Genomic DNA, 21231 nt, shown 5'->3' with positions numbered 1-21231 from the left:
CTGGCGCTCGAAAAGCGTTGTGTTGTCTTCAGCGGGCGCCGGCCTCGAGCGCTCGTCGCCCCGCTCGAGGCTGCCGTCTCACGTTCGGAAGTCGAACCGCGGGCCGCCGTAGGTGGGCGGCTCCGGCTCGAGTTCGACGCCGTGTTCGAATCGAACGAAGTTGAGGAAGTAGGGGCGGCCACAGCCCTCGATCACGTTCCCGTCGCGGTCGGTCACCGGTCCGTCCTCGCCGCAGCGAAAGGCGATGCCGTCCGCCGCCTCGCGAACCTCGAGCGGGTCGGTTCGCGTCGCGTACTCCCAGCCGGGCTGGCGGACGGTCGTCACGGACCGATCCGCGAGGTCGGGGGCGCGCTCGAGGCTCACGACGGCGTCACAGTGCGGGCAGGTGTAGCGAACGGTGACGGTGTCCGTGTCGGCGCCAGTCATACCAGGTTCCACGCCGCGGCGAGCCAAAAGCCGTGCACTCGATTTCGGCCGGCATCGACGGCAGAACCAACCACCCGGAACACCTTTTGTGCTGACCGCAGTCTGCTCGAGTATGATCGACGAGACGGCCGAGGAGATCAAGGAAATGCAGACGCACAGTTCCTCGGTGGTAGCGATAAAGGCGACGCGCGCGCTGACGGACCTCCTCGAGCGGGATTTCGCGACCGTCGAGGAGTACGTCCGCGACCTCGACCGAAACGCGACGGCCCTCCGTCGGGCAAACCCCTCCCACGCCTCGCTCCAGAACGCGGTCCGGGAGGTCGTCCACCAGGTCGAGGACGCCGACCCGGACACCGTCTCGGAGGCCAAGACGTTCACCGAAACGGCAATCGAGGACGTTGTCGCCCGCGTCGAATCCGGGAAGACGCGAGCCGCCGAGAACGCCCTCGAGTACCTTTCGGACGGCGAGACGATCCTGACCCACGACTTCTCCTCGACTGTCATCGAGGCCCTCGAGCTGGCCACCGAGCGCGGGATGAGCTTCGACGTCTACGTCACCGAGGCCCGGCCGCGCTACATCGGTCGCAAGACGGCCCGGCAACTGGCGACGCTACCGGGCCTCGACGTGACCCTGATCACCGATAGCGCCCACGGCCACTACCTGCCCGAGTGTACGCGCGTGCTCATCGGCATGGACTGCATCGTCGACGACTTTCTCTACAACCGCGTGGGCACCTTTCCGATTGCGTCGACGGCGGCCCAACTCGAGGTTCCGGTCACGGTGCTCGGCTCCGCCGCGAAGATCGTCTCCGAGGGCTTCGCCTTCGAGAACGAGTACCGGACGCCTGTCGAGGTCATGGCCGAGCCGACGGAGGGATTCTCGATCGAGAACCCGGCCTACGACGCGACTCCTGTCGCCCTCCTCGAGAGCGTGATCACGGACGAAGGGAAGAAGACGTTCTGAAGACGGGAAGGCGGGGAGGGGGACAAACGAGGTCGGAGCAGGGGCCAGGACCAGAGGCAGAACGAACAATTGGCGACCGGGGTCGGAGAAATAAACGGCGAACAGGGATGGGGAGATTCAAGAGGCCCGCGCGTCCCATCTCGAGTAGACACGAGATGCGCCACGATCACCTCATCACGAGCAAACACCTCACGCGAGAGGACATCGAGGCCGTCCTCGACCGGGCCGCCGAGATCGACGCCGATCCGGACGCCGTCGCCGGAAAACACGAGGGGACGATCCTCGGCCTGCTCTTTTTCGAACCGAGCACCCGGACGAAGATGAGCTTCGAGACGGCCATGAAACGCCTCGGCGGGGACGTCGTCGACATGGGATCCGTCGAATCCTCGAGCGTCAAGAAGGGGGAGACGCTCGCCGACACAGTCCGCGTCATCGAGGGGTACGCCGACGCTATCGTCGTTCGCCACCCGAGTCAGGGCTCTGCGAAGATGGCGAGCGAGTTCGTCGACGTCCCGCTGATCAACGCCGGCGACGGAGCGGGCCACCACCCGACCCAGACACTGCTCGACCTCTACACGATCCGGGAAAACGCCGGCCTCGACGACCTCTCGATCGGCATCATGGGCGACCTGAAGTACGGACGGACGGTCCACTCGCTGGCCTACGCGCTATCGAACTTCGACGCTCACCAGCACTTCGTCAGTCCGGAGAGCCTACAACTGCCGCGGGAAGTCGTCTACGACCTCCACCAGGAGGGGGCGTCCGTGCGCGAACACGAGAGCCTCGAGGAGGTCCTCGCCTCCCTGGACGTGCTCTACGTGACCCGCATCCAGCGCGAGCGGTTCCCGGACGAAAACGAGTACCAGCGAATCGCCGGCGAGTACCAGATCGATCTCGAGACGCTCGAGGCCGCGAGCGACGACCTCACCGTGATGCACCCGCTCCCGCGGGTCGACGAGATCGCGCCCGAGATCGACGATACCGATCACGCGGCGTACTTCGAACAGGCCCACAACGGGGTGCCGGTTCGGATGGCGCTGCTCGATCGCCTTCTCGAGGGAGGTGTGTCTCGATGAGCGATAATCACGGTCACGACGACGATCACGGCCACGAGCCCGACCACGACCACGATCAGGACCACGAACTCCGCGTCAGCAAGATCCGAAACGGCACCGTCATCGACCACGTGCGGGGCGGCCAGGCGCTGAACGTCCTCGCGATCCTCGGCATCGACGGCAGCCAGGATGAGGAGGTCTCTGTCGGGATCAACGTCCCCTCCGACCGACTCGCCCGCAAGGACATCGTGAAAGTCGAGGGCCGCGAACTGAGCCAGGAGGAAGTCGACGTGCTCTCGTTGATCGCGCCCGACGCGACGATCAACATCGTCCGCGAGTACGACGTGACGAGCAAACACCGCGTCGAACGACCCGAGGAGGTCGAAGGCGTGCTGACCTGCCCGAACGCGACCTGCATCACGACCGAGAACGAACCCGTCACCTCCCGCTTCGACGTCCTCGAGGACGGGGTTCGCTGTTCGTACTGCGAAACGATCGTTCGCGACGAAATCGCCGACCTGATCGACTCGCGCTAGCTGGCGAACCGATTTCTCGTTCTATTTCCGAGACTATCCAGAATTGCTAAGTGTTAGGCGATTGATTCTCTACGCGTACATGTCGCGTACGATCGAATTCCTGTTCGTCCTGGTCGTCGTCGTCGTTCTCTGGAAAGTCGTCTTCGCCACGTCCGAGGTCGACGTCGAGTACGAGCCGACCGAGTAGAGAGGAACCGAGCGAATCAGAACCGCTTACCGTCTCGACGTCCTATCGCGGCCCATGTACGGCGTCGTGACGCGAAACCCCGACGAGGTCGTGTGGGACGACTTCGGTCGGGCGTTCTACGAAGTCAAGGACGTGACCGGCCGGTCCGCCGAACCGCTCCCCGACGCAGTGAACATGGTCTCCTGTTTCGGCGACAACGCGGCGGCCGACGCCGACCCCTCGCTCGTCCCCGTCGACGACGAGGGTCGTCCCGCCACGCGAGAGCGGCCCTACTTCGACTGGGCCTACATCTGTCCTTCGCGAACCGAGTACCGGGAGGGGCTCCTCGAGATTATCGACGACTGCGTCGCCGCGAACGGGGACGTTCGACTCGATGACGTCGGCTTCCCGCGCGCAGAGTACTGCCGATGCGAGGTGTGCGAACGACGCTTTGCCGAGAGCGAGTTCGACGATCGCTTCGCGTGGCGCGCGAATGTGATCACCGAGTTCGTCGAGGCCGCTGCCGACCGCATCCCCGGTCGAGTATACCTGACGCTGTATCCCGACCCCTACCCGGGACACCTCTACGAGCGATCCGGGCTCGACCTCGCGGCCCTCGAGCCCCACGTCGACGAGTTCGTCGTCCCGCTCTACGACATGGCCTACACGACGACGTACTGGCTCGAGACGATCGCCAAAGGGTTCGAGAGCGCGCTCGAGACGCCGTTCAGTATCGAACTCTACGCGGTGAACATCGACCTCGAGAACCTCTGTCGGGCCGCCGAGGTGGCCGGTCACTACGGCACCGACGTCATCTTCGGCTACGAAGCGGGCAACGCGCGGGCCGCGGTGCGGCGACTCCAGGCCGACCGGCGCGAGGGTGTCTCACACGGCGACCCCTGAGGCGACTGCGGCAAACGCCGACACATACTATTTGACCGTGGGTATCGAACACACGACTCACACCGATGTACGAGCGAATCCTCCTCCCCACCGACGGCAGCGAGACGACGGGTCGCGCCCTCGAGCACGCGATCGACCTCGCGAACCAGTACGACGCCGCGCTACACGTCCTCTACGTGATCGACAAGGCCGTCTTCGCGGGCGACGTCGAGACCGGCCCCATCGTCGAGCAGTTCGAGACCGTCGGCGACTCGGTCCTCGAGGACGTCTCCGGCGAGGCCGCCCGGGCCGGCGTCGAGCCGGTTATCACCACGCTCGAGCGTGGCAGTCCCCACACGAAGATTCTCGAGTACGCCGAAAGCCAGGGGATCGATATGATCGTGATGGGGACGCACGGCCGGACCGGGCTGGATCGCTACCTGATCGGGAGCGTGGCCGAGAAGGTGGTTCGACTCTCCGACGCGCCGGTGTTGACGGTTCGCCAGGCAGAAGACGTTTCGGGCGACGGGCGGTAACCGGTAACGACGCGTTATCAGTCACTCCTCGCCGGATTCGGCCGCCAGCTCCTCGAGCACCGTCTCGGCGTTTTCGACGGCCTGTGGCTTCTTCGCCGGGTAGGCCTCGACTTTCGCGCGGAACGTGATTCCCTCGCCGAGTCGGACGTCCCCGCCGAAGGCGGCCTGCTTGTCCAGGCGGAGAAACAGTTCGCAGTTGTCGGTGACGCGGTCGTCGAGTTCCGCCAGCAGCCGGTCGAACGCCTCGAGGTCGGTCAACTGGGAGAGCACGTGGCGAACGTCGTCTGCGTTCTCGACGCGGGCTGAGAGCACGAGGATACGGTCCCCGTAGTGGCCCTCGCTCTCGACGCGGTCAATCTCGAACTCCTCGGGGAGGAAGCGTCTCAGCGCCGCCTCGACGCGCTTGTCGTCTTCGGTGGCGTAGCAGAACGTTCGCAGGTCGACGTAGTGAAGCGGAATCTGTGGCATCGGCGTGTCCTCGAGTCGGGGTCGAACGGGCGGTGGTGAGACGTGCTACTGAGGGCGGGATCGAGACCGATTACGCGTCGTCTTCCTCGTCGTCTTCCTCGTCCTCGACGGTGGCCTCGTCGACGTCCTCGGCTGCTTCGAGGGAATCCTCCGGAACGCCGGCCTCTTGGCCGTCCTCGAAGCTGATCGTGTAGGTCGTGTCGCCGAACATCGACTCCATCGTCTGGGTGATGGTGCCAGTTTCGCCGTCGAACTCGCTGTGCTTGTCGTGCAAGACGACGTGGTCGTCTTCGTCGAAGCTCATACCGGCTTTTCCCCGTCGTCGGGTAAAAAGGGCGTGATTCCTGCCAGCCTCGGCGAATCCGTTCGAGTCGGGAAGACCGATGGGTTACCGGGTGAACACGGCTCGCGTCCACTCGTATACCGTTCCGACGACGACCGAAATCCCGTAGCACCCGGCGACGAAGGGGATCCAGTAGACCCAGAGCTCGAACTGTGGCGCGAGCCGGTGGCCGATCGCCGACCCAATCGAGTAGATGATGTAGCCGGGAAGCGCGAGCGGGGAGAACAGGGCCGTCTTGAGCCAGCCGAGGCCGAACGGAACGACCAGGAAGAGAAACGTGCCGACGGTTGCCGGGCTGGCTAGGACGCGTCGGAGAGTGATAGTCATCGGGCCACCTCCGTGTCCGTGTCCATGTCTGTGTCCGTTTCCATCTCGAGCAGGCCGTGCAGTGCGAGAACGCGGGCCGCCGCCGCTCGCGTAAACGCGTTTTTCGTGGACCGGTCGAGCATGAAGCGGGTCGTCTCGAAGAGGTAGGCGGTCGACCCCAGTTCGTGCGCTGCCTTCTTGAACAGGAGCGGACTCGGTTGGGTACTCTCTCGAGCAACGAACCGATGGGCGGGCATGTACCAGGGAACGAGGTCCTCGTTGAGAGACGTCGCGAGGTTGTCGCCGTGGGCATCAGGCGTGTGGAAAATCGCCTGGCCGACGTACCGGTCGTGGAGGCCGAAGATGCCGAGCGATCGATGCAGGTCGAGCACGATGTCGGGGTCGTAGCGTTCGACGGCGTCCCAGATGCCGCGAGCGAGGTCAGTTATCGGTTCGCGATCCAGCGGAAACATCCGGTTGAGGTCTCCGTCGATGCCTTCTCGCTGCTCGTTCTCGACGGCGACGCGGTTCGTCTCGGGGACGACGACGAGCGTCCCTGCATCGGGGTTCCAGTCGGCCATTTCGTTGGCGACGTCGATGCCGTTGTACTCGTCGCCGTGGATTCCGCCGAACACCATCACTGTGGGACCGTCCGCCGGCGCATCGATCGCGTGCAGCGGTGTCTCGTGTTCTGTTCCGGGGAGGAGGCGCTCCGTCTCCCGTTCGCCCCCATTCGCCGTTGCCGACGCTCGAGCCGCCGAAACGAACGAATCGGTACGAAACGTCTGACTCGCGGCGGCCGCGACCGTGACCATCCCAGCGGCGAGCGCCCCACCGGCGCTCAGGACCGTCCGTCGGTTCATCGTTCAAACCGATAACGTGCTCCCTTAAGCGGGTTTCCATCGGCGAGACCAATGTCAAAATGGATATGATTCGGCGACCTCTTCCCCTGGTGTGAACGCTCGAGCGCGTTCTCACTGACCGTTCTGACCGAGTTCCTCGAGCAAGGTCTCGGCTGCGGCCCGGGAGGATTCCGGCCCACGGCCCGTGATCAGGTCGCCGTCGACGATCACGTCCGTGTCGGCCTCAACGTCGGCGTCCCAATCGGCGCCGGCGGTGGCGACCTCGTCTTCGACCCAGTAGGGGAGCTTGCGGCCGTCGGGGAGCAGGTCCCGGTCGTCGACGATGTCTTCCTCCCAGGCGTTTGGGAACCCGGTGACCCGTTTCCCGTTGGCGACGAACGCGCCGTGGCTGTCGCGGGCGAACGCGAGGATGCCGACGGCGTGGCAGACGACCAGGGCCTTTCCCTCGCCCTCCAGAATCGTCCGCAGGGCGACCCGAGCGTGGTGATCCTGGTTGACGTCCCACTCGGTGCCGTGCCCGCCCGGGAAGACGACTGCGTCGAAGTCCTCGGCGTGGACGTCTGCGATTGCTTCCGGATCGTTCAGTCGTTCGTCCGTCTCGTGGCGCTCCTGGACGCGTTCGGCGGTCTCCTCGCCGACCGTCTCGGGATCGATCGAGCGGTCGTCGATCTCCGGCGGCCCGCCAGAGGGCGTCGCGATCGTCACCACGACGCCCGCGTCCTCGAGCGTCTCGAGCGGGTCGATACACTCCTCGCCCCAGTAGCCGTACTCGCTCACGACGAATAGTGCGTTTGCGTCCGTCATCGATCGAATGGACGAGTGCCACGGGGGAGTATCCTCCCCTGTCGTGTGCAGGGGGTGCCCTCGAGCGCTCCAGTATCCCGATGTCTCGGTAGCCCGACGCCAAAGCACCCGATGTCACATTGCACCAGTACCCGGTGTCCCGACCCTTCCCCGTCCCGGCACCCCAACGCCGCGCCACCCCGGTGCACTCAACTATTCTGACGGTCACCCCGACGTGCAGAGGACTTTTCGGCCCCGACGGCGTTACTCGAGACGACCATGTCACGACGTCCCAAGCCACTCGACGATCTCGGTGCGTTCCTCGAGCGACTCGGCCGCGAGTTCACGGCCGCGACCAGTTCGTGGAACCCCGAGTTTACCCCCAGAGGCGGCCTCGGCTGGTCGCTCCACGATCGCGACCCGAACGTCGACGTCACCGACTACGGCCACGCGTTCGTCGTCAGCGCCGACGTCCCCGGCTACGACGCGGACGACCTCGAGATCCAGGTGTCGGCCGAGAGCCTGCAGATACGCGGTACTCGGGACCAGACGCGAGATCGCGACGATGCGAGCATCATCAGACACGAACGGCGAGCCAGTTCCTTCAACCGACGGGTGGCGCTTCCCGACCCGGTCGAGACCGACGCTGTCGACGCGACGCTCAACAACGGCGTCCTGACTGTTACGCTCGCGAAACGCCAGCCGGCGGACGAACCCAGGCGGATCGACATCGACTGAGCGATTCACTCCTTGGAACCGTTCCCGGAATCGAGATTCAGTGCCTCGAAAAATCGTCGTCGAACCCGGGTGCCGACGAACGCCAGCACGCTCTCGTCGTCGCTGGCTTCGTCGGCGAACAGTCCCAGCCCAATTCGGCCGCCAGCCATGTCGTGGTGACCGCCGACCGACCCGAACTCGCCGTAGGCGTCCACGAGTACGTCGCCGATGTTAACCCGCGGATCGATCGAGCGCCCGCTCAGTCGAACCGTCCCGTCGACGATGCCGTAGGTGAGCGTCGTGTCGACGCCCTCGATGTTGAGGAGGTAGTCGGCTGCCTGGGGAAGCGCGTCCGTCTCGACCGTTCGACCGACGCTCGCGGTAACGGCCGATCCGCGACGCTCGCGGGTTGTTATCGCCCGACCGATCGCGTCGATCGTTGCCGGCGAGAAGGCGCTACCGTACAGCTGTTCGAGCGTCTCGAGGTCGGCCTCGGGGTACACCGCCAGCGCTGCTTCGTACTCTCGCTGGGTCGGCTCGCGGACGAAGTCCAGACGCTCGCGGTGGAGCGCGAAGAGCAACGCGGACGCCAGTCGCGTCGTCAGCGGGACCTCGAGTTCGTGGAGGTACTCGACGAAGATCGTCGCCGTCGCCCCGTAGTCGGTTCGGACATCGACGAACGTCGCGTCGCCGGATTCGCCGGGGTGGTGGTCGACGATCACGTCCGGTTCGAACCGCGCGTCGAGTGCCGTGTTCGCCGTTGGCATGGAGTGGTCGACGAACGCGAGACAGTCATACTCGCCGATATCGAGGTCCTCGAGCGGTTCCACGTCGATCTCGAGGCGATTGACGAACGCCCGGTTTTGCTGGTGGGATATCTCGCCGCCGTAGGCGATGGCCGTCTCGGTGACGTCCTGATCGGTCGCGATCGCCTCGAGTGCGAGCGCGCTCGCGAGCGTGTCCGGATCGGGATTGTCGTGACAGACGATCACGAGCGACGAACAGTTGGCGAGGACGTCCGCGAGATCCGCTGCACGAGTCATGCCCACTGTAGGAGAGGGAAACGCTTCAACGTCGCTCCTGAATTCGATGTGTCGTCATCGAAACAAATACTGTCGGTTGCCGATCGAGGTGTTTCCTCGGCGGCACGGTGTCACTCGTGGTTTCCGGCCGTCGTGGTTCGAGCGGACCAGGGTCGACGAATCGCCTCGCTCTGGAAGCCACACGCACACGTTCCGATACCACTTAGCGACGACGCCACGAACCTCGAGTATGGACCAGCACGACTTCGTTCGACTCTCGCTGCTCGCCTTCGGACTCGTCGTCCTGAGCTTCGTCGTGCTCGGATTCAGTCGGATCGTCCTCCCGTCGTTCCGAGCGGCTCAAACAGTCGCTGCCCCCATCGGTCTCGTCGGATTCGCGCTCGCCGTCTTCCTCTTTCTCCGGGCGACCGCCGCGGCGATCGGCCTCGCGCCGATCGAGGAAAGCGCAGACGGGGACGGGGGCGGGGGCGGGGACGGGAATGCAGGTGGGAACGAGAGCGCGTAACCCCGGCCGCGAACGCAACCGTTTTTCACCGGTCGCCCGAACCCGAGCGTATGAGCGCGTTCTCTGTCACCGAAATCGCCGACCTCGGCCTCGAGACCCGGGCGGCCCTGTTCCAGCGCGACGCCGGAATCGACGCCGCCCGGAACGACGCCCGCGAGATCGTCGAGCGCGTCCGCGAGGAAGGCGACGTCGCCGTCCGGGAGTACTGCCGCGAGTTCGACGGCGTCGACGTCGGCAACCTCGAGATCACCGACCAGTGCGAGCGTGCCGTCGAGGGCCTATCGAGCGACGTCCGCGACGCCATCGACACTGCCATCGAGAACGTCCGCGAGTTCCACGAGGCTCAGCTGCCGGAGGACTGGCGACGCGAGTTCGACGACGGTCGTGAACTCGGTCGACGATTCCGGCCGCTCGAGCGCGTCGGGGTCTACGTCCCCGGCGGCACAGCGGCGTACCCCTCGAGCGCGATCATGGGCGTCGTTCCCGCCGTCGTCGCGGGCGTCGAGCACGTCTCCGTGGTGACACCGCCAGCCGAGGAGATCAACCCGGTCACGCTCGCGGCGATCCACCTCGCCGGGGCCGACGCCGTCTACAGCGTCGGCGGCGCCCAGGCCGTCGCCGCCCTGGCCTACGGGACCGAGTCCGTCACCTCGGTCCAGAAGGTCGTCGGACCCGGCAACCGCTGGGTGACCGCCGCGAAAGCCGAGGTTCGCGACGAGGTAGAGATCGACTTCCTCGCGGGGCCGAGCGAGGTCGTCGTCGTCGCCGACGAGACTGCCGATCCCGACTACGTCGCCGCCGAACTCCTCGCCCAGGCCGAGCACGACCCGAACGCCTCCGTCGTCGCCGTCACGGACGACGAAGCGACTGCCGAGGCCGTGGTCGACGCGCTCGAGGAATCGCTCCCCGAACGGGAGCGCGAGGAGACGGTCCGGGAGGCGCTCGAGAACGACGCCAGCGCCGTGTTGCTCGCCCGTTCGATGAGCGAGGCGATCCTCTTCACCGAGGAGTACGCCCCCGAACACCTCGCGATCGTCGCTGACGACGACGAGTCCATCCTGGACCGCGTCGACAGCGCCGGGAGCGTCTTCCTCGGCCCGAACACCCCCGTCGCGGCGGGCGACTACGCCAGCGGCACCAACCACGTCCTTCCGACGAACGGCGGCGCGAAAGTCACGGGCGGCCTCTCAGTGGAGCACTTCCTCCGGGCCACGACGGTGCAACGGCTCTCCGGCGACGGGCTGGCGGAACTGGCTCCCGCCATCACCACCCTCGCCGACGCGGAGGGCCTCGAGGCCCACGCCGAGAGCGTTCGCGTCTGTCTCGACGACCGGGACGACGAGTGAATTCCTCCCTCGGCGAGCGTCACAGTTAACACCGAGGCAGCCGTTGAGTGCACTATGAGCACGGAGAGCGCAGACGGTGGATCCGCCAACCCACGAATCGAGGTGACCGAGACCGCCGCCGAGCGCGCCCTCGAGTTACTCGAGGCCGAAGACTACGATACGACGGAGGCCGGACTCCGACTGTTCGTCCAGCAAGGTGGCTGCGCCGGTCTCTCCTACGGGATGCGATTCGACGAAAAACCGGAGGGCGACGATGCGATCTACAACCACCACGACCTGCGGGTCTTCGTCGACCCCGCGAGCCTGAAGTACATCGAGGGCAGCGTCCTCGACTACGAGAGCGGCCTCCAGGCCGAGGGCTTCCACGTCGAGAACCCGAACGTCGTCAGCGAGTGTGGCTGCGGCGAGTCCTTCCGGACCTGACCGCGCTACTCCTGGAGTTCGAACGCGACCGTCACTTCCGCCTGGTACTGTCGCTCCTCTACGGACGCGATTTCGACGCCCAGTTCGTCGACTTCGACCCAGTAGACGTTGTTCAGCGTCGACTCCGCCCGGTCGATGGCGTCGTCCGCCGCAGCGTCGAAGCTCTCCGTACTCGTTCCGATCAGGGTGATCTTCTTGAAGACCATTGCACGGCCCCCTACATCGGTCGTTGCCTTAAACGTACGCTGAGCACTGTTCGAATACGACCACGAGCACGAACCCCGCCGCCGGGTCCCGCTTCTAGGCTCGAAATGAGCCCTCGAGGTCTGTATCCGGCGTCAGTGCTGTAGTCCTCGACGTCCTGGAGTGTCCGATCTGGTCGTCCAAGCGTCCGCTCGAGGGACGGGAGTTTGGCGGTGACCCGACGAGTGCCGCCGCTCTACGGTATGAAAACGATATGAGTGAAAGCGGCGAGTCGGTGTTCCCAGCGGATCTCTCACGCCAGTACTGGCCGAAACGCAGGCGGGCTTATCTGCCGTGTTCGGGATGGGTACGGGAGGTGCCCCGCCGCTCTGGCCGCTCTAATGCCGATCGGCGGAATCGAACCGCCGCAGGACGCCAGTATCGGTGGATGGTGTATGTTGTATGAGTGGTGTCGGCGGCGAGCCGGGGTTCCCAGCGGGTCTCCCACGCCAGTACTGGCCGAAACGCGGGCGGGCTTAACTGCCGTGTTCGGGATGGGTACGGGTGGTGCCCCGCCGCTCTGGCCGCCGTAACGCCGACTCGCGGAGTCGAACCGCGATACTGCCAGGGTCGGTGTACGGTGTCCGATGTCTTGGTCTCTGTGACCGTTATGTACGTGTAGTCCAATTAGCGCCTGGACCCGTTCTTACGGGTTGATCCATGCGAAATGAATGGTGGCTCGATCGGTTAGTGCTCGCGGGCTCAACACCTCGTTGCCTCGGTGCGTACACCCCGAGTCTATCGAACTCGTCTTCTACGAGTGATCTCGGTGGCATCTCTTTTTCGGGTGGGTTTCGAGCTTAGATGCGTTCAGCTCTTACCCCGTGGTGCGTCGCTGCCCGGCACGTGCCCTCTCGGACAGCCGGTACACGAGTGGCACCCATTCGGAGTTCCTCTCGTACTATACGAACGTTCCCGTCAGATACCGTTACACCCCCAATAGATAGCAGCCGACCTGTCTCACGACGGTCTAAACCCAGCTCACGACCTCCTTTAATAGGCGAACAACCTCACCCTTGCCTGCTTCTGCACAGGCAGGATGGAGGGAACCGACATCGAGGTAGCAAGCCACCCGGTCGATATGTGCTCTTGCGGGTGACGACTCTGTTATCCCTAAGGTAGCTTTTCTGTCAGCAATTGCCCGCATTGGGCGGGCTAATTGGTTCGCTAGACCACGCTTTCGCGTCAGCGTCCGTTGTTGTGCCGGACACTGTCAGGCTTCCGTATGCTCTTGCGCTCTTTCTCGGGTCTCCGACCCGAGTGAGGAAACCTTGGGGCGCGCTCGATATCTTTTCAAGCGCGTACCGCCCCAGTCAAACTGCCCGGCTACCAGTGTCCTCCGCCAGGAGTGAGAGTCGCAGTCACCATCGGGTAGTATTTCAGTGATGCCTCGGTGGCCCGCTGGCGCGGGTACCTGTGTAACGGCTCCTACCTATGCTGCACAATGGCGACCACGTCTCAGTGACAGCCTGCAGTAAAGCTCTATAGGGTCTTCGCTTCCCCTTGGGGGTCTCCAGACTCCGCACTGGAATGTACAGTTCACCGGGCCCAACGTTGGGACAGTGGCGCTCTCATTGATCCATTCATGCAAGCCGCTACTAAAGCGGCAAGGTACTACGCTACCTTAAGAGGGTCATAGTTACCCCCGCCGTTAACAGGTCCTTCGTCCCCTTGTACGGGGTGTTCAGATACCTGCACTGGGCAGGATTCAGTGACCGTACGAGTCCTTACGGATTTGCGGTCACCTATGTTGTTACTAGACAGTTGGAGCGCCCGAGTCACTGCGACCTGCCACTTTCCGTGGCAGGCATCCCTTATTGCGAACGTACGGGACTAACTTGCCGAATTCCCTAACGTCGGTTGCTCCCGACAGACCTTGGCTTTCGCCGCCACGAGTACCTGTGTCGGATCTCGGTACGGACAGTGTGCTTGCCTTTTCACGGGCTCTGGGTTGACCTCTCTTGCGTTATCCAGCCGTTCGACCGCTTCGTGCCATTACGGCTTCCACGGTCTTGGACTGTTCACCCGGGCGAAAGCCCGGGAGAGGCGACCCCAAAGCGTCGGCTTTGAGTGCACACTGGCATAGGAATATTAACCTATTTCCCTTTTGTCAGCTTCGACTTGCGGGCTGACTTAGGACCGGCTAACCCTCAGCTGATTAGCATTGCTGAGGAACCCTTACTCGTTCGGCCGTCGGGGTTCTCACCCGACTAACGCTGCTACTATGACCAGAATTTTCGTTACTGCACGGTCCACACGAAATCTCTTCCGTGCTTCCACCCGAACAGTACGCCAACCTACGGAATCGTGCGGTGACGCACGTCGCTAGGTCTCGGTGATGGACTTGAGCCCCGATCATTTTCGGCGCCGCAAACCTCGGCCGGTAAGCTGTTACGCTTTTCTTAGAGGGTAGCTGCTTCTAAGCTCACCTCCCGGCTGTCTAGGGCTTGCGACCACCTTCGATCGCACTTAGTCCATACTTGGGGACCTTAACCCAGCTCTGGGTTGTCTCCCTCACGGTACACAGGCTTACCCCGCGCACCGGACTCCTCACGTCGACGGCGTTCGTAAGTTCGGAGTTGGACAGGGGGGCGAACTCCTCTCGGAGTCCGGTCCCCCAATCCGTCGCTCTACCTCACGAACTACCTCGGTGAAGGTCATGCTTCGACATGTTTCGGTTGGAACCAGCTGTTTCCGGATTCGATGGGCCTTTCACCCCTAGACATAGGTCACGCGAGGGTATTGTAGGACACCAACGCTAGCGGGCCTCCACGTGGCTTTCGCCACGCTTCACCCTGCCCATGCCTAGATCATCCGGTTTCGGGTCGTGCCCGCCTGACTCCCCGCGCTTGAACACGGTGACCCTGGTCGTAAGACTGCGGTCATATCGGTTTCCCTCTGCCTTCCCCGATACTCGGGTTAGACTCGTCAGACAGGCACACTCTCTGGTTCGTTTTTCAAAACGCACGACGGAACACCGGCTTCCCTCTCGGCTTACTACAGGTTCGCACCTGGTTCATTCTGAGAGGGACCTTGTATGCCCCGTCGCTCTATCGCCAACTGAGTTCACGCCCTATTGCACCTCCCTTTTTGGGGTGCTTTTCAGCGTTCGCTCACGCTACTTGTTCGCTATCGGTCTCGAGGAGTGTTTAGTCTTCGCGGTCAATGCCCGCGGGATTCACGAGGGAATTCCAACCCCCGCTACTCTGGAGCTGACTCCCATCGTACTGATCGACGGTACGGGACTGTCACCCTGTTTCGTGCTCTATTCCAAGAGACTTCTCGTCGATGGTCGGATGTTGCAGGTCAGTCCGAACACCACATTGCCCGTGAGGGCTTCGGTTTGGACTGTGTCGGGTTCACTCGCCGTTACTAACGACATCGCGGTTTGCTTTCTTTTCCTGTCGATACTAAGATGTTTCAATTCTCGACGTTCCCCATTGCGCAAAGCAATTGCAAGAGGATTCCTATTCGGAGATCCCAAGTTCTTCCCCTCCGTGCGGGTCCCTTGGGCTTATCGCAGCTTGGCACGTCCGTCATCGGCTCTCGAGCCGAGCGATCCACCAGTTGGCACAGTAGCCACGTTCTTTCGGATCGGTTGCTACACGAAGTGTAGCGGTTGTGACCCGGGAACGGGTCCAGTGGACGCCTGGACTACACGTACACACGGTCTCATCTGCCACCAGTAGACGGCTGGCGACATCGACCCTTCCCTCCCTCGCTTGCGCCGGGAGGTGCATCGGTTTTGCTTACGGATTGTATTCTCTCTCGGTCACGTACTTAAGGGCACGGATTCGACATCGCCTGGTGACGCCCCCACATGATCATCACTGACACGGGTCTACTCGAGTCGAGACGTACCCGGGAGCGCTCGAGAGCCCAGCCACAGATTCGCCGGGGAGTGAACGCTTTTGGTCGTTCCCACACCACTCTCTGCCATGCCACCAGCTAGCGACGACTCGAGCGCACCGCAGGTCGGCGAACTGACGCCGCCGACGCGAACCCTGATGGGACCGGGGCCGAGCGACGTGCACCCGCGCGTGCTTCGGGCGATGAGTACGCCCCTGGTCGGGCACCTCGATCCCTCGTTCATCGAGATCATGAACGAGGTGCAGGAGTTACTCCGATACGCCTTCCGGACGGACAACCAGTGGACGATCCCCGTCTCGGGGACCGGCTCGGCCTCGATGGAGGCCGCGATCGGCAACGTCGTCGAACCGGAAGACACGATGCTCGTCCCGACCAACGGCTACTTCGGCGGCCGCATGGCGTCGATGGCTCGCCGGGCGGGTGGCGAGGTCGTCGAGGTCGACGCGCCGTGGGGCGAACCGCTCGATCCGGCGACGGTCTCGGACGCGCTCGCGGAACACGATCCCGACGTGTTCGGATTCGTCCACGCCGAGACGAGCACGGGCGTTCGCCAGCCGAACGTCCCCGAACTCACCGCCGCGGCCCACGACCACGACGCAATCGTGATCGCTGACACCGTCACCTCGTTGGGCGGCGTCGAGCTCCGCGTCGACGAGTGGGACATTGACGTGGCCTACTCCGGGCCGCAGAAGTGTCTCTCCTGCCCGCCGGGAGCGAGTCCGCTCACCCTCTCCGACGAGGCGATGGAGAAGGTGCTCTCGCGCGAGGAGCCGTCCCGGTCGTGGTACCTCGACCTCTCGCTGCTCGAGGGGTACTGGGGCGACGAGCGAGCGTACCATCACACGGCCCCAATCACGAACGTCTACTCGATCCGAGAGGCCCTCCGACTGGTCGCCGAAGAGGGCATCGAGAACCGCTGGGCGCGCCACCGCCGACTCGCGGGCGCGCTCAAGGCCGGCGCCGAGGGGATGGGCCTCGAGATGAACCCGGACGACGAGTACTGGCTCCCGAGTCTCAACGCCGTCCGCGTTCCGGACGGGATCGACGACGGCGAAGTCTGTGACGAACTCCTCGAGCGCTACGACCTCGAGATTGCGGGCGGCCTAGGCGACCTCGCCGGCGAAATCTTCCGTATCGGCTGTATGGGCTACTCCGCGCGTCCAGAGAACGTCACGCTCCTCGTCGCGGCGCTGGGCGACGTGCTCGACGATTTCGGTGCGGATGTCGATCCGGACGGCGGCGTCGCTGCGTGTCGTGAGGCCCTCCGATAAGTGGGTGCGGGGACTGTCGTTAGACAGTGACTGTCGGTCCTGGCGGTGCGCGTTCGACCTGATAATCCTCGCCGTCGGCGGCGATGATGGCCCACTCGTAGCCCGGATCCAGGCTCTCGAGTCGGACTTCGAGGTCGTCTACGTCACCGGGTTCGGTGACGAAACAGTGAAATTGACCCGAGCATCGGGGAAGCTGTTCGACGTCGGAGACGGCGTTGACGTGAACGACTTTCCACGCCCGTTCTGCCCGGAAATCCGGTCCGTTGCCCTCGACCGTGTAGCCGAGTTCAGCGAAGATCGACCTGGCCTGCTCGACGAGTCGCATGTTAACAGGACCCATTCGAATAGAACTACATCGGACACCATGATAAACGTTTGCACGGCGACAGGCAATGGACCTCTCGAAAGACGTCGCTACCTTCAACGACTTCTGGTAATTACTCGTGGGCGGCGTCCCACTCGGTCGGTTTCCGGAGGTTGCCACACTGGTTACACAGGATACGTCCCATCGGGTCCATCGCGTTGTCGATCGATTCGCAATTCGAACAGAACCAGCCGTAGCGACGCCCCCGCTCGCGGCTCTCGTAGGCGACCAGGAACGGCCCTTTGGATCCGCGGTCGCCGTCGGTCGTCGCGACGTAGACCGTGTCCCCATCGTCAGTAGCCACCGCTTGCATACCGCCCGCTACGGAATCGGCGGGTAAATGGCTGTCCTTCCGGGTCTTAGCCCGACCGTTCCCGGTAGGTGCCGAGTACCTCCTCGAGAACCAGACACTCCTGGTCGGTCGGTTCGTAGTGCATGTCGATGAAGTCCTCGGCGTCCTCGTAGTTCCCGCGAAGCCCGTACTTCCGGACGGTGATGAGCGCGTCGAGGAAGAACGTCCCGCCGTCTGCGCCCACCTCCTCGGTTCGAGCAGGTCGGTCGATATTCAACTCGCTCTTGATCTCGTCGAAGTTGAACGTCTCGACCTCGTGGTCCGGGTTGATCAGGGTCAGCACGTACTCCGCGGAGAACCGGTAGAACTCCGATTTGCTCTCGAACATACCGTCGTCGACGAGGTTGTCGATGGCTTCGACGACGTCGTCGGGATATCTGACGGTATCTTTTGCCATACCTTCCATCTCACTGCTACGACAGCATTATTGTTGCGGAAACGATATGATGTGTGACACTTCCATCTCGAACGGGAGAGCTGAGACTCGAGATTCAGGATTCGAGACTCGAGACTCGTATCGACGCTCGAAACGGCGCGAACGTTTTAGGGGCCTCCGTGGCTCTCTTCGGACGACGACAGGGAGACCCACGTGTATTCTGGACTCATCTTCGAATCGCTGCCGTGGTGGATCGCCGCGCCACTGTTACAGCTGGGTATCCTCGTCTTCGGGATGGCCCTCGACGAGACCTACGTCAACCGGGCGACGGTGCTGACGGGAGCGATCGCCCTCTACACCCACTCGGTCATCGCGGGCGGGGTCTGGATGCCGGTCGGTCTCTACCTCGACATCGGCGTCGTGATCGGCGCGTACGGCCTCTACGCCTACGTGGTCGACGCCTACGTCGCCAACTGGTTCCGGGTGGCCGCCTTCTTCGTCTACTCGCCGCTGTCGGTCTTCCTGGTCATCCTGCTCCCGGACGTCGTTTTTCCGTTGGCGCTCGTCATCGCCGGGTACGCCAATCTCCAGTTGATGGCGACCCTCGAGCCCACCGAACCGTACTACTTCGGGCCGGACTCGTCAGACGAGTTCGAGGAGGCCGTAGCCGCGACTGACGAAGGTAAGAAGGGTACAGAGGACGAAACAGCGACCGAACCAGACGTCTCGAGCGATGACTCGAGCAGTGGCCATCTGGGCGCCGAACCCGCGCCCACGGGCGGTGACTCCGAAGAGCGCGGGATCTTGCCCGAGTTCATGCGTCGGCTGTAGCCCGTGGCGGTTCGTTCGCAAAAATTGGACCAGAAATTGTTCGTTCAGCCCTCGAACTCGTCCTCGAACACGAACGTCCCGTCTCGCTGTACGACCTGCACCCACCTTTTGTCTCGCTCGCCGCTCCCGCGACTCGCTCGCAAAAGCTGGACCAAAAAGCGGCTGTTCAGCCCTCGAACTCGTCCTCGAACACGAACGTCCCGTCTCGCTGTACGACCTCGCCATCCACCTCGATGAACGACTCCTCGTTCATGTCGACGATCATGTCCATGTGGACGGAACTGTCGTTTCGCTCGTTGCCTTCACCGACCGTCTCCTCGTAGGCGCGACCGATCGCCATGTGGACCGTATCGCCCATCTTCTCGTCGAACAGCATGTTGTAGGTGAACTCGGTGATGTCACGGTTCATCCCGATGCCGAGTTCGCCGAGCCGACGGGCGCCGTCGTCGGTCTCGAGCACCGTCGAGAGCACCTCCTCGTTCTTCTCGGCCGCGTGGGAGACCACTTCGCCGTCCTCGAACTCGAGGTACACGTCCGTGATCTCTCGCCCTTGAGCCATCAGCGGCTTGTCGAAGAGGACCTCGCCCTCGACGCTGTCGGGGACGGGCGCGGTGAACACCTCGCCGCCGGGCAGGTTCTTCTCCGCGTAGTCGTTGAGCGTCGGGTTCCCGGCGACTGACATCGTCACGTCCGTCGTGTCGCCGCTCACGATGTGAACCTCGTCGGCGGGATCGAGGATCTCGACCAGCTGCTGCTGGAACTCCCGCTGGGCGTCCCAGTCTCTGGTGATCGCGCCCCAGACGAACTCCTCGTAGGCCTCGGTGCTCATCTCCGCGTCCTGGGCGTTCCCCGGCGCGGGGTACTGGGTGCCGACCCAGCGCTTTCCCATGACCTCGTCCTGGATTGGCTTGTAGGCCTGCCCGAACGCTGCGGTGACTTCGGGGTCGACGTCGCTCGTCTCGTAGGTGTTCTCCGAGGCCCGGATCGAGATGAAGACGTCCGTCTCCTCGGCGGCTGCGAGGACGTGGCTGGGACACTCGAGGTCCTCGGGATCGACGGCTCGCCGGTAGGCGCGGCTGGCGGCGCTGTTCGACGCGCTGAGCGACGGGTGGGCGCCGCGCTCGCCGAGCAGTTCGTGGATCGCCACGACGAGGTCCTGGGCGATCGGCGGTGCGCTGATTCTGACGTTGTCGCCTTTCTGTACGTCGACGGAGTGGTCGACGATGATTTCGGCGTGTTCGCGGACGCGTGGGTCCATATCCGCTAGTCGGTAATTCCATCAAGAACCTTTATCATTCGGTCGTCGAGGGCGGCGTTCGCGGTTCGGGTACCGACTCGCTCCTCGAGTGTCCCATCGTTCGCTGACTCGACGTTCGATTGGATACGCCCACCGCATTACATACCCACTGACGTACCCATCGACGCACCCACCACCTCACGTACCCATCGACGCACCCACCACGTCAGCACTATTCGAGCGTCGGCGGTTCCTGGCGGCCGATGTGAATCTCGTGCGCCTCGACGTCCTCGAGTGCGGCGACCCGGCCGCCGACACTCACGGAGCCGTCGTCGGTCTCGAGGGTCAGGCTGGCGACCTCCTCGCTCATCTCGAAGGAGACGTCGACGACCTGGCCGCGAACGACCCGCGAGCCTCCGCGCTCGACATCGCGCCCCTCGATAGTGGCGTAGAACTCGCCGCCGTCCTCGATGAGGTCCTTGACGCAGCGGCGGATGGAGGCGTACTTCCGAGGATAGGGACGACCTTTGCCGTTCTCGCCCAGGGTTTGCTCGGCGGTCGTCCAGAGCACGGTGCCGAAGAAGCCCGACACCAGGAAGCCGAGTGCGGAGCGGTTGAAGATAACGCCGTAGCGGTCCTGGTCGTCCCGGAGGGCGTCCTGGGTCGCGTACATCGAGTAGTTGCCGTCGGCGACGGCGATGACCGGGGTCGTGATCCCGCGTCGCGCACGCGCCGTCGTCGCCACAACCTCGTAGTCGAACTCCGCGGGGAGGGGCGCCTCCACGGCGGGCGTCACGATCAGATCGACGCTGACGTCGGCGCTCGTCGCCGCCCGGAGCTGGTCCTCGAAGCGGATTAGCAGGTCGGGCGTCAGCGACAGCGCCAGTTCGTACTCGGCCTGCTCGATGATCTCCTCGAGGTAACGCAGGATCGTCGACCGCGACTTCACGAGGGAGACGGCCTCGGTCTCCCGTGCCGGAGCGGTGTACCGGGCCTCGAGTTCGTCGACCATCTCCTCGAGGGCGTCCTGGACGTCGTCGAACGCGTCGCCGGGGTCGATTGCGACGATCTTCATCGGGCGGGATTCGCGGAGTTCGACCAGGCCGCGGTCGCTCAGGCTGCGTACCGTATCGTAGACGCGCGGCTGAGGGATGTCGGTTCGATCGGCGATCTCGCTCGCCGTGAGCTGTCCGTGTGCGAGGACGGTCAGGTAGGCGTCGATCTCGTACTCGCCGAGATTGAATCGATCGCCCACGCGTTCGACCGTCGAACGCAGTTCGTCTGTGGCCATACGCGTTCATCGAACGCGGCCGCTAAAACATTTC

Annotated in this window: 24 protein-coding genes and 3 rRNA genes; 11 read left to right on the top strand and 16 right to left on the bottom strand. The window is 63.8% G+C overall.

Annotated elements, in window-relative coordinates:
* Window positions 1–78 precede the first annotated feature (78 nt).
* Complete coding sequence (locus tag J1N60_RS15605; RefSeq protein WP_312908806.1) at window positions 79–426, bottom strand: DUF7969 family protein; 348 nt, start codon at window positions 424–426, stop codon at window positions 79–81.
* A 112-nt stretch (window positions 427–538) separates the two neighbouring features.
* Here J1N60_RS15605 and J1N60_RS15600 point away from each other — a divergent pair, with 112 nt between their 5' ends.
* The 5 genes from J1N60_RS15600 (at window position 539) to J1N60_RS15580 (ending at window position 4565) form a co-directional block, all read left to right on the top strand.
* A complete protein-coding gene (locus tag J1N60_RS15600; RefSeq protein ID WP_312908805.1) occupies window positions 539–1390 on the top strand; it encodes an eIF2B alpha/beta/delta subunit family protein in 852 nt (283 codons plus the stop codon).
* A 155-nt stretch (window positions 1391–1545) separates the two neighbouring features.
* Window positions 1546–2466 carry an aspartate carbamoyltransferase gene (pyrB, locus tag J1N60_RS15595; RefSeq protein ID WP_312908804.1) on the top strand — a complete coding sequence of 307 codons (921 nt, stop codon included), beginning with the start codon at window positions 1546–1548 and terminating at the stop codon, window positions 2464–2466.
* Window positions 2463–2981, top strand: coding sequence for an aspartate carbamoyltransferase regulatory subunit (pyrI, locus tag J1N60_RS15590; protein ID WP_312908803.1), 519 nt, complete (start codon window positions 2463–2465; stop codon window positions 2979–2981). Before pyrB ends, pyrI begins: the two co-directional genes overlap by 4 nt.
* A gap of 241 nt (window positions 2982–3222) precedes the next feature.
* Entirely contained in the window at window positions 3223–4050 is an 828-nt protein-coding gene (locus J1N60_RS15585) for a hypothetical protein (RefSeq protein ID WP_312908802.1), read from the top strand.
* A gap of 65 nt (window positions 4051–4115) precedes the next feature.
* Window positions 4116–4565 (top strand): universal stress protein, encoded by a 450-nt coding sequence (locus J1N60_RS15580; protein ID WP_312908801.1) that lies wholly within the window; start codon window positions 4116–4118, stop codon window positions 4563–4565.
* Between the two features lie 21 nt (window positions 4566–4586).
* Here J1N60_RS15580 and J1N60_RS15575 read toward each other — a convergent pair whose 3' ends face one another.
* From J1N60_RS15575 to J1N60_RS15555, 5 genes are all read right to left on the bottom strand, one after another.
* Window positions 4587–5033, bottom strand: a complete 447-nt coding sequence (locus J1N60_RS15575; RefSeq protein ID WP_312908799.1) for an RNA-binding protein — start codon at window positions 5031–5033, stop codon at window positions 4587–4589.
* A gap of 70 nt (window positions 5034–5103) precedes the next feature.
* On the bottom strand, window positions 5104–5337 hold the full coding sequence (locus J1N60_RS15570; RefSeq protein WP_312908798.1) for a DUF1918 domain-containing protein: 234 nt from the start codon (window positions 5335–5337) through the stop codon (window positions 5104–5106).
* Between the two features lie 84 nt (window positions 5338–5421).
* Window positions 5422–5703 carry a hypothetical protein gene (locus J1N60_RS15565; protein ID WP_312908797.1) on the bottom strand — a complete coding sequence of 94 codons (282 nt, stop codon included), beginning with the start codon at window positions 5701–5703 and terminating at the stop codon, window positions 5422–5424.
* Window positions 5700–6545, bottom strand: coding sequence for a succinylglutamate desuccinylase/aspartoacylase family protein (locus tag J1N60_RS15560; protein ID WP_312908795.1), 846 nt, complete (start codon window positions 6543–6545; stop codon window positions 5700–5702). Before J1N60_RS15560 ends, J1N60_RS15565 begins: the two co-directional genes overlap by 4 nt.
* 111 nt (window positions 6546–6656) lie before the next feature.
* On the bottom strand, window positions 6657–7349 hold the full coding sequence (locus J1N60_RS15555) for a type 1 glutamine amidotransferase domain-containing protein (RefSeq protein ID WP_312908794.1): 693 nt from the start codon (window positions 7347–7349) through the stop codon (window positions 6657–6659).
* A gap of 258 nt (window positions 7350–7607) precedes the next feature.
* Between J1N60_RS15555 and J1N60_RS15550 the strand changes: the two genes are divergently transcribed.
* The gene (locus J1N60_RS15550; RefSeq protein WP_312908793.1) at window positions 7608–8066 is read left to right on the top strand and encodes an Hsp20/alpha crystallin family protein; all 459 of its coding nucleotides are present in this window, start codon (window positions 7608–7610) and stop codon (window positions 8064–8066) included.
* Between the two features lie 5 nt (window positions 8067–8071).
* On the opposite strand, the gene J1N60_RS15545 is transcribed toward J1N60_RS15550, so the two are convergent.
* Complete coding sequence (locus J1N60_RS15545; protein WP_312908792.1) at window positions 8072–9088, bottom strand: DHH family phosphoesterase; 1017 nt, start codon at window positions 9086–9088, stop codon at window positions 8072–8074.
* Window positions 9089–9317: 229 nt separating this feature from the next.
* Here J1N60_RS15545 and J1N60_RS15540 point away from each other — a divergent pair, with 229 nt between their 5' ends.
* From J1N60_RS15540 to J1N60_RS15530, 3 genes are read left to right on the top strand one after another with little or no spacing between them, the layout of a single operon-like run.
* On the top strand, window positions 9318–9593 hold the full coding sequence (locus J1N60_RS15540; protein WP_312908791.1) for a hypothetical protein: 276 nt from the start codon (window positions 9318–9320) through the stop codon (window positions 9591–9593).
* A 50-nt stretch (window positions 9594–9643) separates the two neighbouring features.
* Window positions 9644–10939, top strand: a complete 1296-nt coding sequence (gene hisD / locus J1N60_RS15535) for a histidinol dehydrogenase (protein WP_312908789.1) — start codon at window positions 9644–9646, stop codon at window positions 10937–10939.
* 54 nt (window positions 10940–10993) lie between these two features.
* Window positions 10994–11362: a HesB/IscA family protein gene (locus tag J1N60_RS15530; protein WP_312908788.1), complete on the top strand. Its 369-nt coding sequence runs from the start codon at window positions 10994–10996 to the stop codon at window positions 11360–11362.
* Window positions 11363–11367: 5 nt separating this feature from the next.
* Here the strand turns inward: J1N60_RS15530 and J1N60_RS15525 are convergent, their stop codons facing one another.
* The 4 genes from J1N60_RS15525 to J1N60_RS15510 form a co-directional block, all read right to left on the bottom strand.
* Window positions 11368–11568 (bottom strand): dodecin, encoded by a 201-nt coding sequence (locus J1N60_RS15525; RefSeq protein ID WP_254157105.1) that lies wholly within the window; start codon window positions 11566–11568, stop codon window positions 11368–11370.
* Between the two features lie 256 nt (window positions 11569–11824).
* Window positions 11825–11946: ribosomal RNA gene (gene rrf / locus J1N60_RS15520) — 5S ribosomal RNA — on the bottom strand.
* A 69-nt stretch (window positions 11947–12015) separates the two neighbouring features.
* A 5S ribosomal RNA gene (gene rrf, locus J1N60_RS15515) occupies window positions 12016–12137 on the bottom strand.
* Window positions 12138–12274: 137 nt separating this feature from the next.
* A 23S ribosomal RNA gene (locus tag J1N60_RS15510) occupies window positions 12275–15193 on the bottom strand.
* Window positions 15194–15543: 350 nt separating this feature from the next.
* Between J1N60_RS15510 and J1N60_RS15505 the strand changes: the two genes are divergently transcribed.
* Window positions 15544–16746: a pyridoxal-phosphate-dependent aminotransferase family protein gene (locus J1N60_RS15505; RefSeq protein WP_312908786.1), complete on the top strand. Its 1203-nt coding sequence runs from the start codon at window positions 15544–15546 to the stop codon at window positions 16744–16746.
* Window positions 16747–16765: 19 nt separating this feature from the next.
* On the opposite strand, the gene J1N60_RS15500 is transcribed toward J1N60_RS15505, so the two are convergent.
* The 3 genes from J1N60_RS15500 to J1N60_RS15490 form a co-directional block, all read right to left on the bottom strand.
* Window positions 16766–17071 carry a DUF7116 family protein gene (locus J1N60_RS15500; protein WP_312912605.1) on the bottom strand — a complete coding sequence of 102 codons (306 nt, stop codon included), beginning with the start codon at window positions 17069–17071 and terminating at the stop codon, window positions 16766–16768.
* 112 nt (window positions 17072–17183) lie between these two features.
* Window positions 17184–17423, bottom strand: a complete 240-nt coding sequence (locus J1N60_RS15495) for a DUF5816 domain-containing protein (RefSeq protein WP_312908784.1) — start codon at window positions 17421–17423, stop codon at window positions 17184–17186.
* Window positions 17424–17469: 46 nt separating this feature from the next.
* A complete protein-coding gene (locus tag J1N60_RS15490) occupies window positions 17470–17859 on the bottom strand; it encodes a ribbon-helix-helix domain-containing protein (RefSeq protein ID WP_312908783.1) in 390 nt (129 codons plus the stop codon).
* A gap of 192 nt (window positions 17860–18051) precedes the next feature.
* On the opposite strand from J1N60_RS15490, the gene J1N60_RS15485 reads away from it, so the two are divergent.
* On the top strand, window positions 18052–18669 hold the full coding sequence (locus J1N60_RS15485; RefSeq protein ID WP_312908782.1) for a hypothetical protein: 618 nt from the start codon (window positions 18052–18054) through the stop codon (window positions 18667–18669).
* Between the two features lie 166 nt (window positions 18670–18835).
* Here J1N60_RS15485 and J1N60_RS15480 read toward each other — a convergent pair whose 3' ends face one another.
* Both J1N60_RS15480 and trmB read right to left on the bottom strand, forming a co-directional pair.
* Window positions 18836–19927, bottom strand: a complete 1092-nt coding sequence (locus J1N60_RS15480) for an aminopeptidase (protein ID WP_312908780.1) — start codon at window positions 19925–19927, stop codon at window positions 18836–18838.
* A gap of 211 nt (window positions 19928–20138) precedes the next feature.
* On the bottom strand, window positions 20139–21197 hold the full coding sequence (trmB, locus tag J1N60_RS15475; protein ID WP_312908779.1) for an HTH-type sugar sensing transcriptional regulator TrmB: 1059 nt from the start codon (window positions 21195–21197) through the stop codon (window positions 20139–20141).
* Window positions 21198–21231 lie beyond the last annotated feature (34 nt).

Source organism: Natronosalvus caseinilyticus (assembly GCF_017357105.1).
Classification (GTDB): domain Archaea; phylum Halobacteriota; class Halobacteria; order Halobacteriales; family Natrialbaceae; genus Natronosalvus; species Natronosalvus caseinilyticus.
Note: the sequence above shows the minus strand (reverse complement) of the source record. Positions and strands in the feature narration are given on the sequence as shown.

Coding starts and splice junctions, on each gene's coding strand:
- J1N60_RS15495 (WP_312908784.1), bottom strand. CDS start 17,423: ATGCAAGCGGTGGCTACTGACGATGGGGACACGGTCTACGTCGCGACG.
- J1N60_RS15585 (WP_312908802.1), top strand. CDS start 3,223: ATGTACGGCGTCGTGACGCGAAACCCCGACGAGGTCGTGTGGGACGAC.
- J1N60_RS15550 (WP_312908793.1), top strand. CDS start 7,608: ATGTCACGACGTCCCAAGCCACTCGACGATCTCGGTGCGTTCCTCGAG.
- J1N60_RS15600 (WP_312908805.1), top strand. CDS start 539: ATGATCGACGAGACGGCCGAGGAGATCAAGGAAATGCAGACGCACAGT.
- J1N60_RS15580 (WP_312908801.1), top strand. CDS start 4,116: ATGTACGAGCGAATCCTCCTCCCCACCGACGGCAGCGAGACGACGGGT.
- J1N60_RS15480 (WP_312908780.1), bottom strand. CDS start 19,927: ATGGACCCACGCGTCCGCGAACACGCCGAAATCATCGTCGACCACTCC.
- J1N60_RS15500 (WP_312912605.1), bottom strand. CDS start 17,071: ATGCGACTCGTCGAGCAGGCCAGGTCGATCTTCGCTGAACTCGGCTAC.
- J1N60_RS15570 (WP_312908798.1), bottom strand. CDS start 5,337: ATGAGCTTCGACGAAGACGACCACGTCGTCTTGCACGACAAGCACAGC.
- J1N60_RS15605 (WP_312908806.1), bottom strand. CDS start 426: ATGACTGGCGCCGACACGGACACCGTCACCGTTCGCTACACCTGCCCG.
- J1N60_RS15575 (WP_312908799.1), bottom strand. CDS start 5,033: ATGCCACAGATTCCGCTTCACTACGTCGACCTGCGAACGTTCTGCTAC.
- J1N60_RS15565 (WP_312908797.1), bottom strand. CDS start 5,703: ATGACTATCACTCTCCGACGCGTCCTAGCCAGCCCGGCAACCGTCGGC.
- J1N60_RS15545 (WP_312908792.1), bottom strand. CDS start 9,088: ATGACTCGTGCAGCGGATCTCGCGGACGTCCTCGCCAACTGTTCGTCG.
- J1N60_RS15555 (WP_312908794.1), bottom strand. CDS start 7,349: ATGACGGACGCAAACGCACTATTCGTCGTGAGCGAGTACGGCTACTGG.
- pyrI (WP_312908803.1), top strand. CDS start 2,463: ATGAGCGATAATCACGGTCACGACGACGATCACGGCCACGAGCCCGAC.
- J1N60_RS15525 (WP_254157105.1), bottom strand. CDS start 11,568: ATGGTCTTCAAGAAGATCACCCTGATCGGAACGAGTACGGAGAGCTTC.
- pyrB (WP_312908804.1), top strand. CDS start 1,546: ATGCGCCACGATCACCTCATCACGAGCAAACACCTCACGCGAGAGGAC.
- J1N60_RS15560 (WP_312908795.1), bottom strand. CDS start 6,545: ATGAACCGACGGACGGTCCTGAGCGCCGGTGGGGCGCTCGCCGCTGGG.
- J1N60_RS15490 (WP_312908783.1), bottom strand. CDS start 17,859: ATGGCAAAAGATACCGTCAGATATCCCGACGACGTCGTCGAAGCCATC.
- hisD (WP_312908789.1), top strand. CDS start 9,644: ATGAGCGCGTTCTCTGTCACCGAAATCGCCGACCTCGGCCTCGAGACC.
- trmB (WP_312908779.1), bottom strand. CDS start 21,197: ATGGCCACAGACGAACTGCGTTCGACGGTCGAACGCGTGGGCGATCGA.
- J1N60_RS15530 (WP_312908788.1), top strand. CDS start 10,994: ATGAGCACGGAGAGCGCAGACGGTGGATCCGCCAACCCACGAATCGAG.
- J1N60_RS15540 (WP_312908791.1), top strand. CDS start 9,318: ATGGACCAGCACGACTTCGTTCGACTCTCGCTGCTCGCCTTCGGACTC.
- J1N60_RS15505 (WP_312908786.1), top strand. CDS start 15,544: ATGCCACCAGCTAGCGACGACTCGAGCGCACCGCAGGTCGGCGAACTG.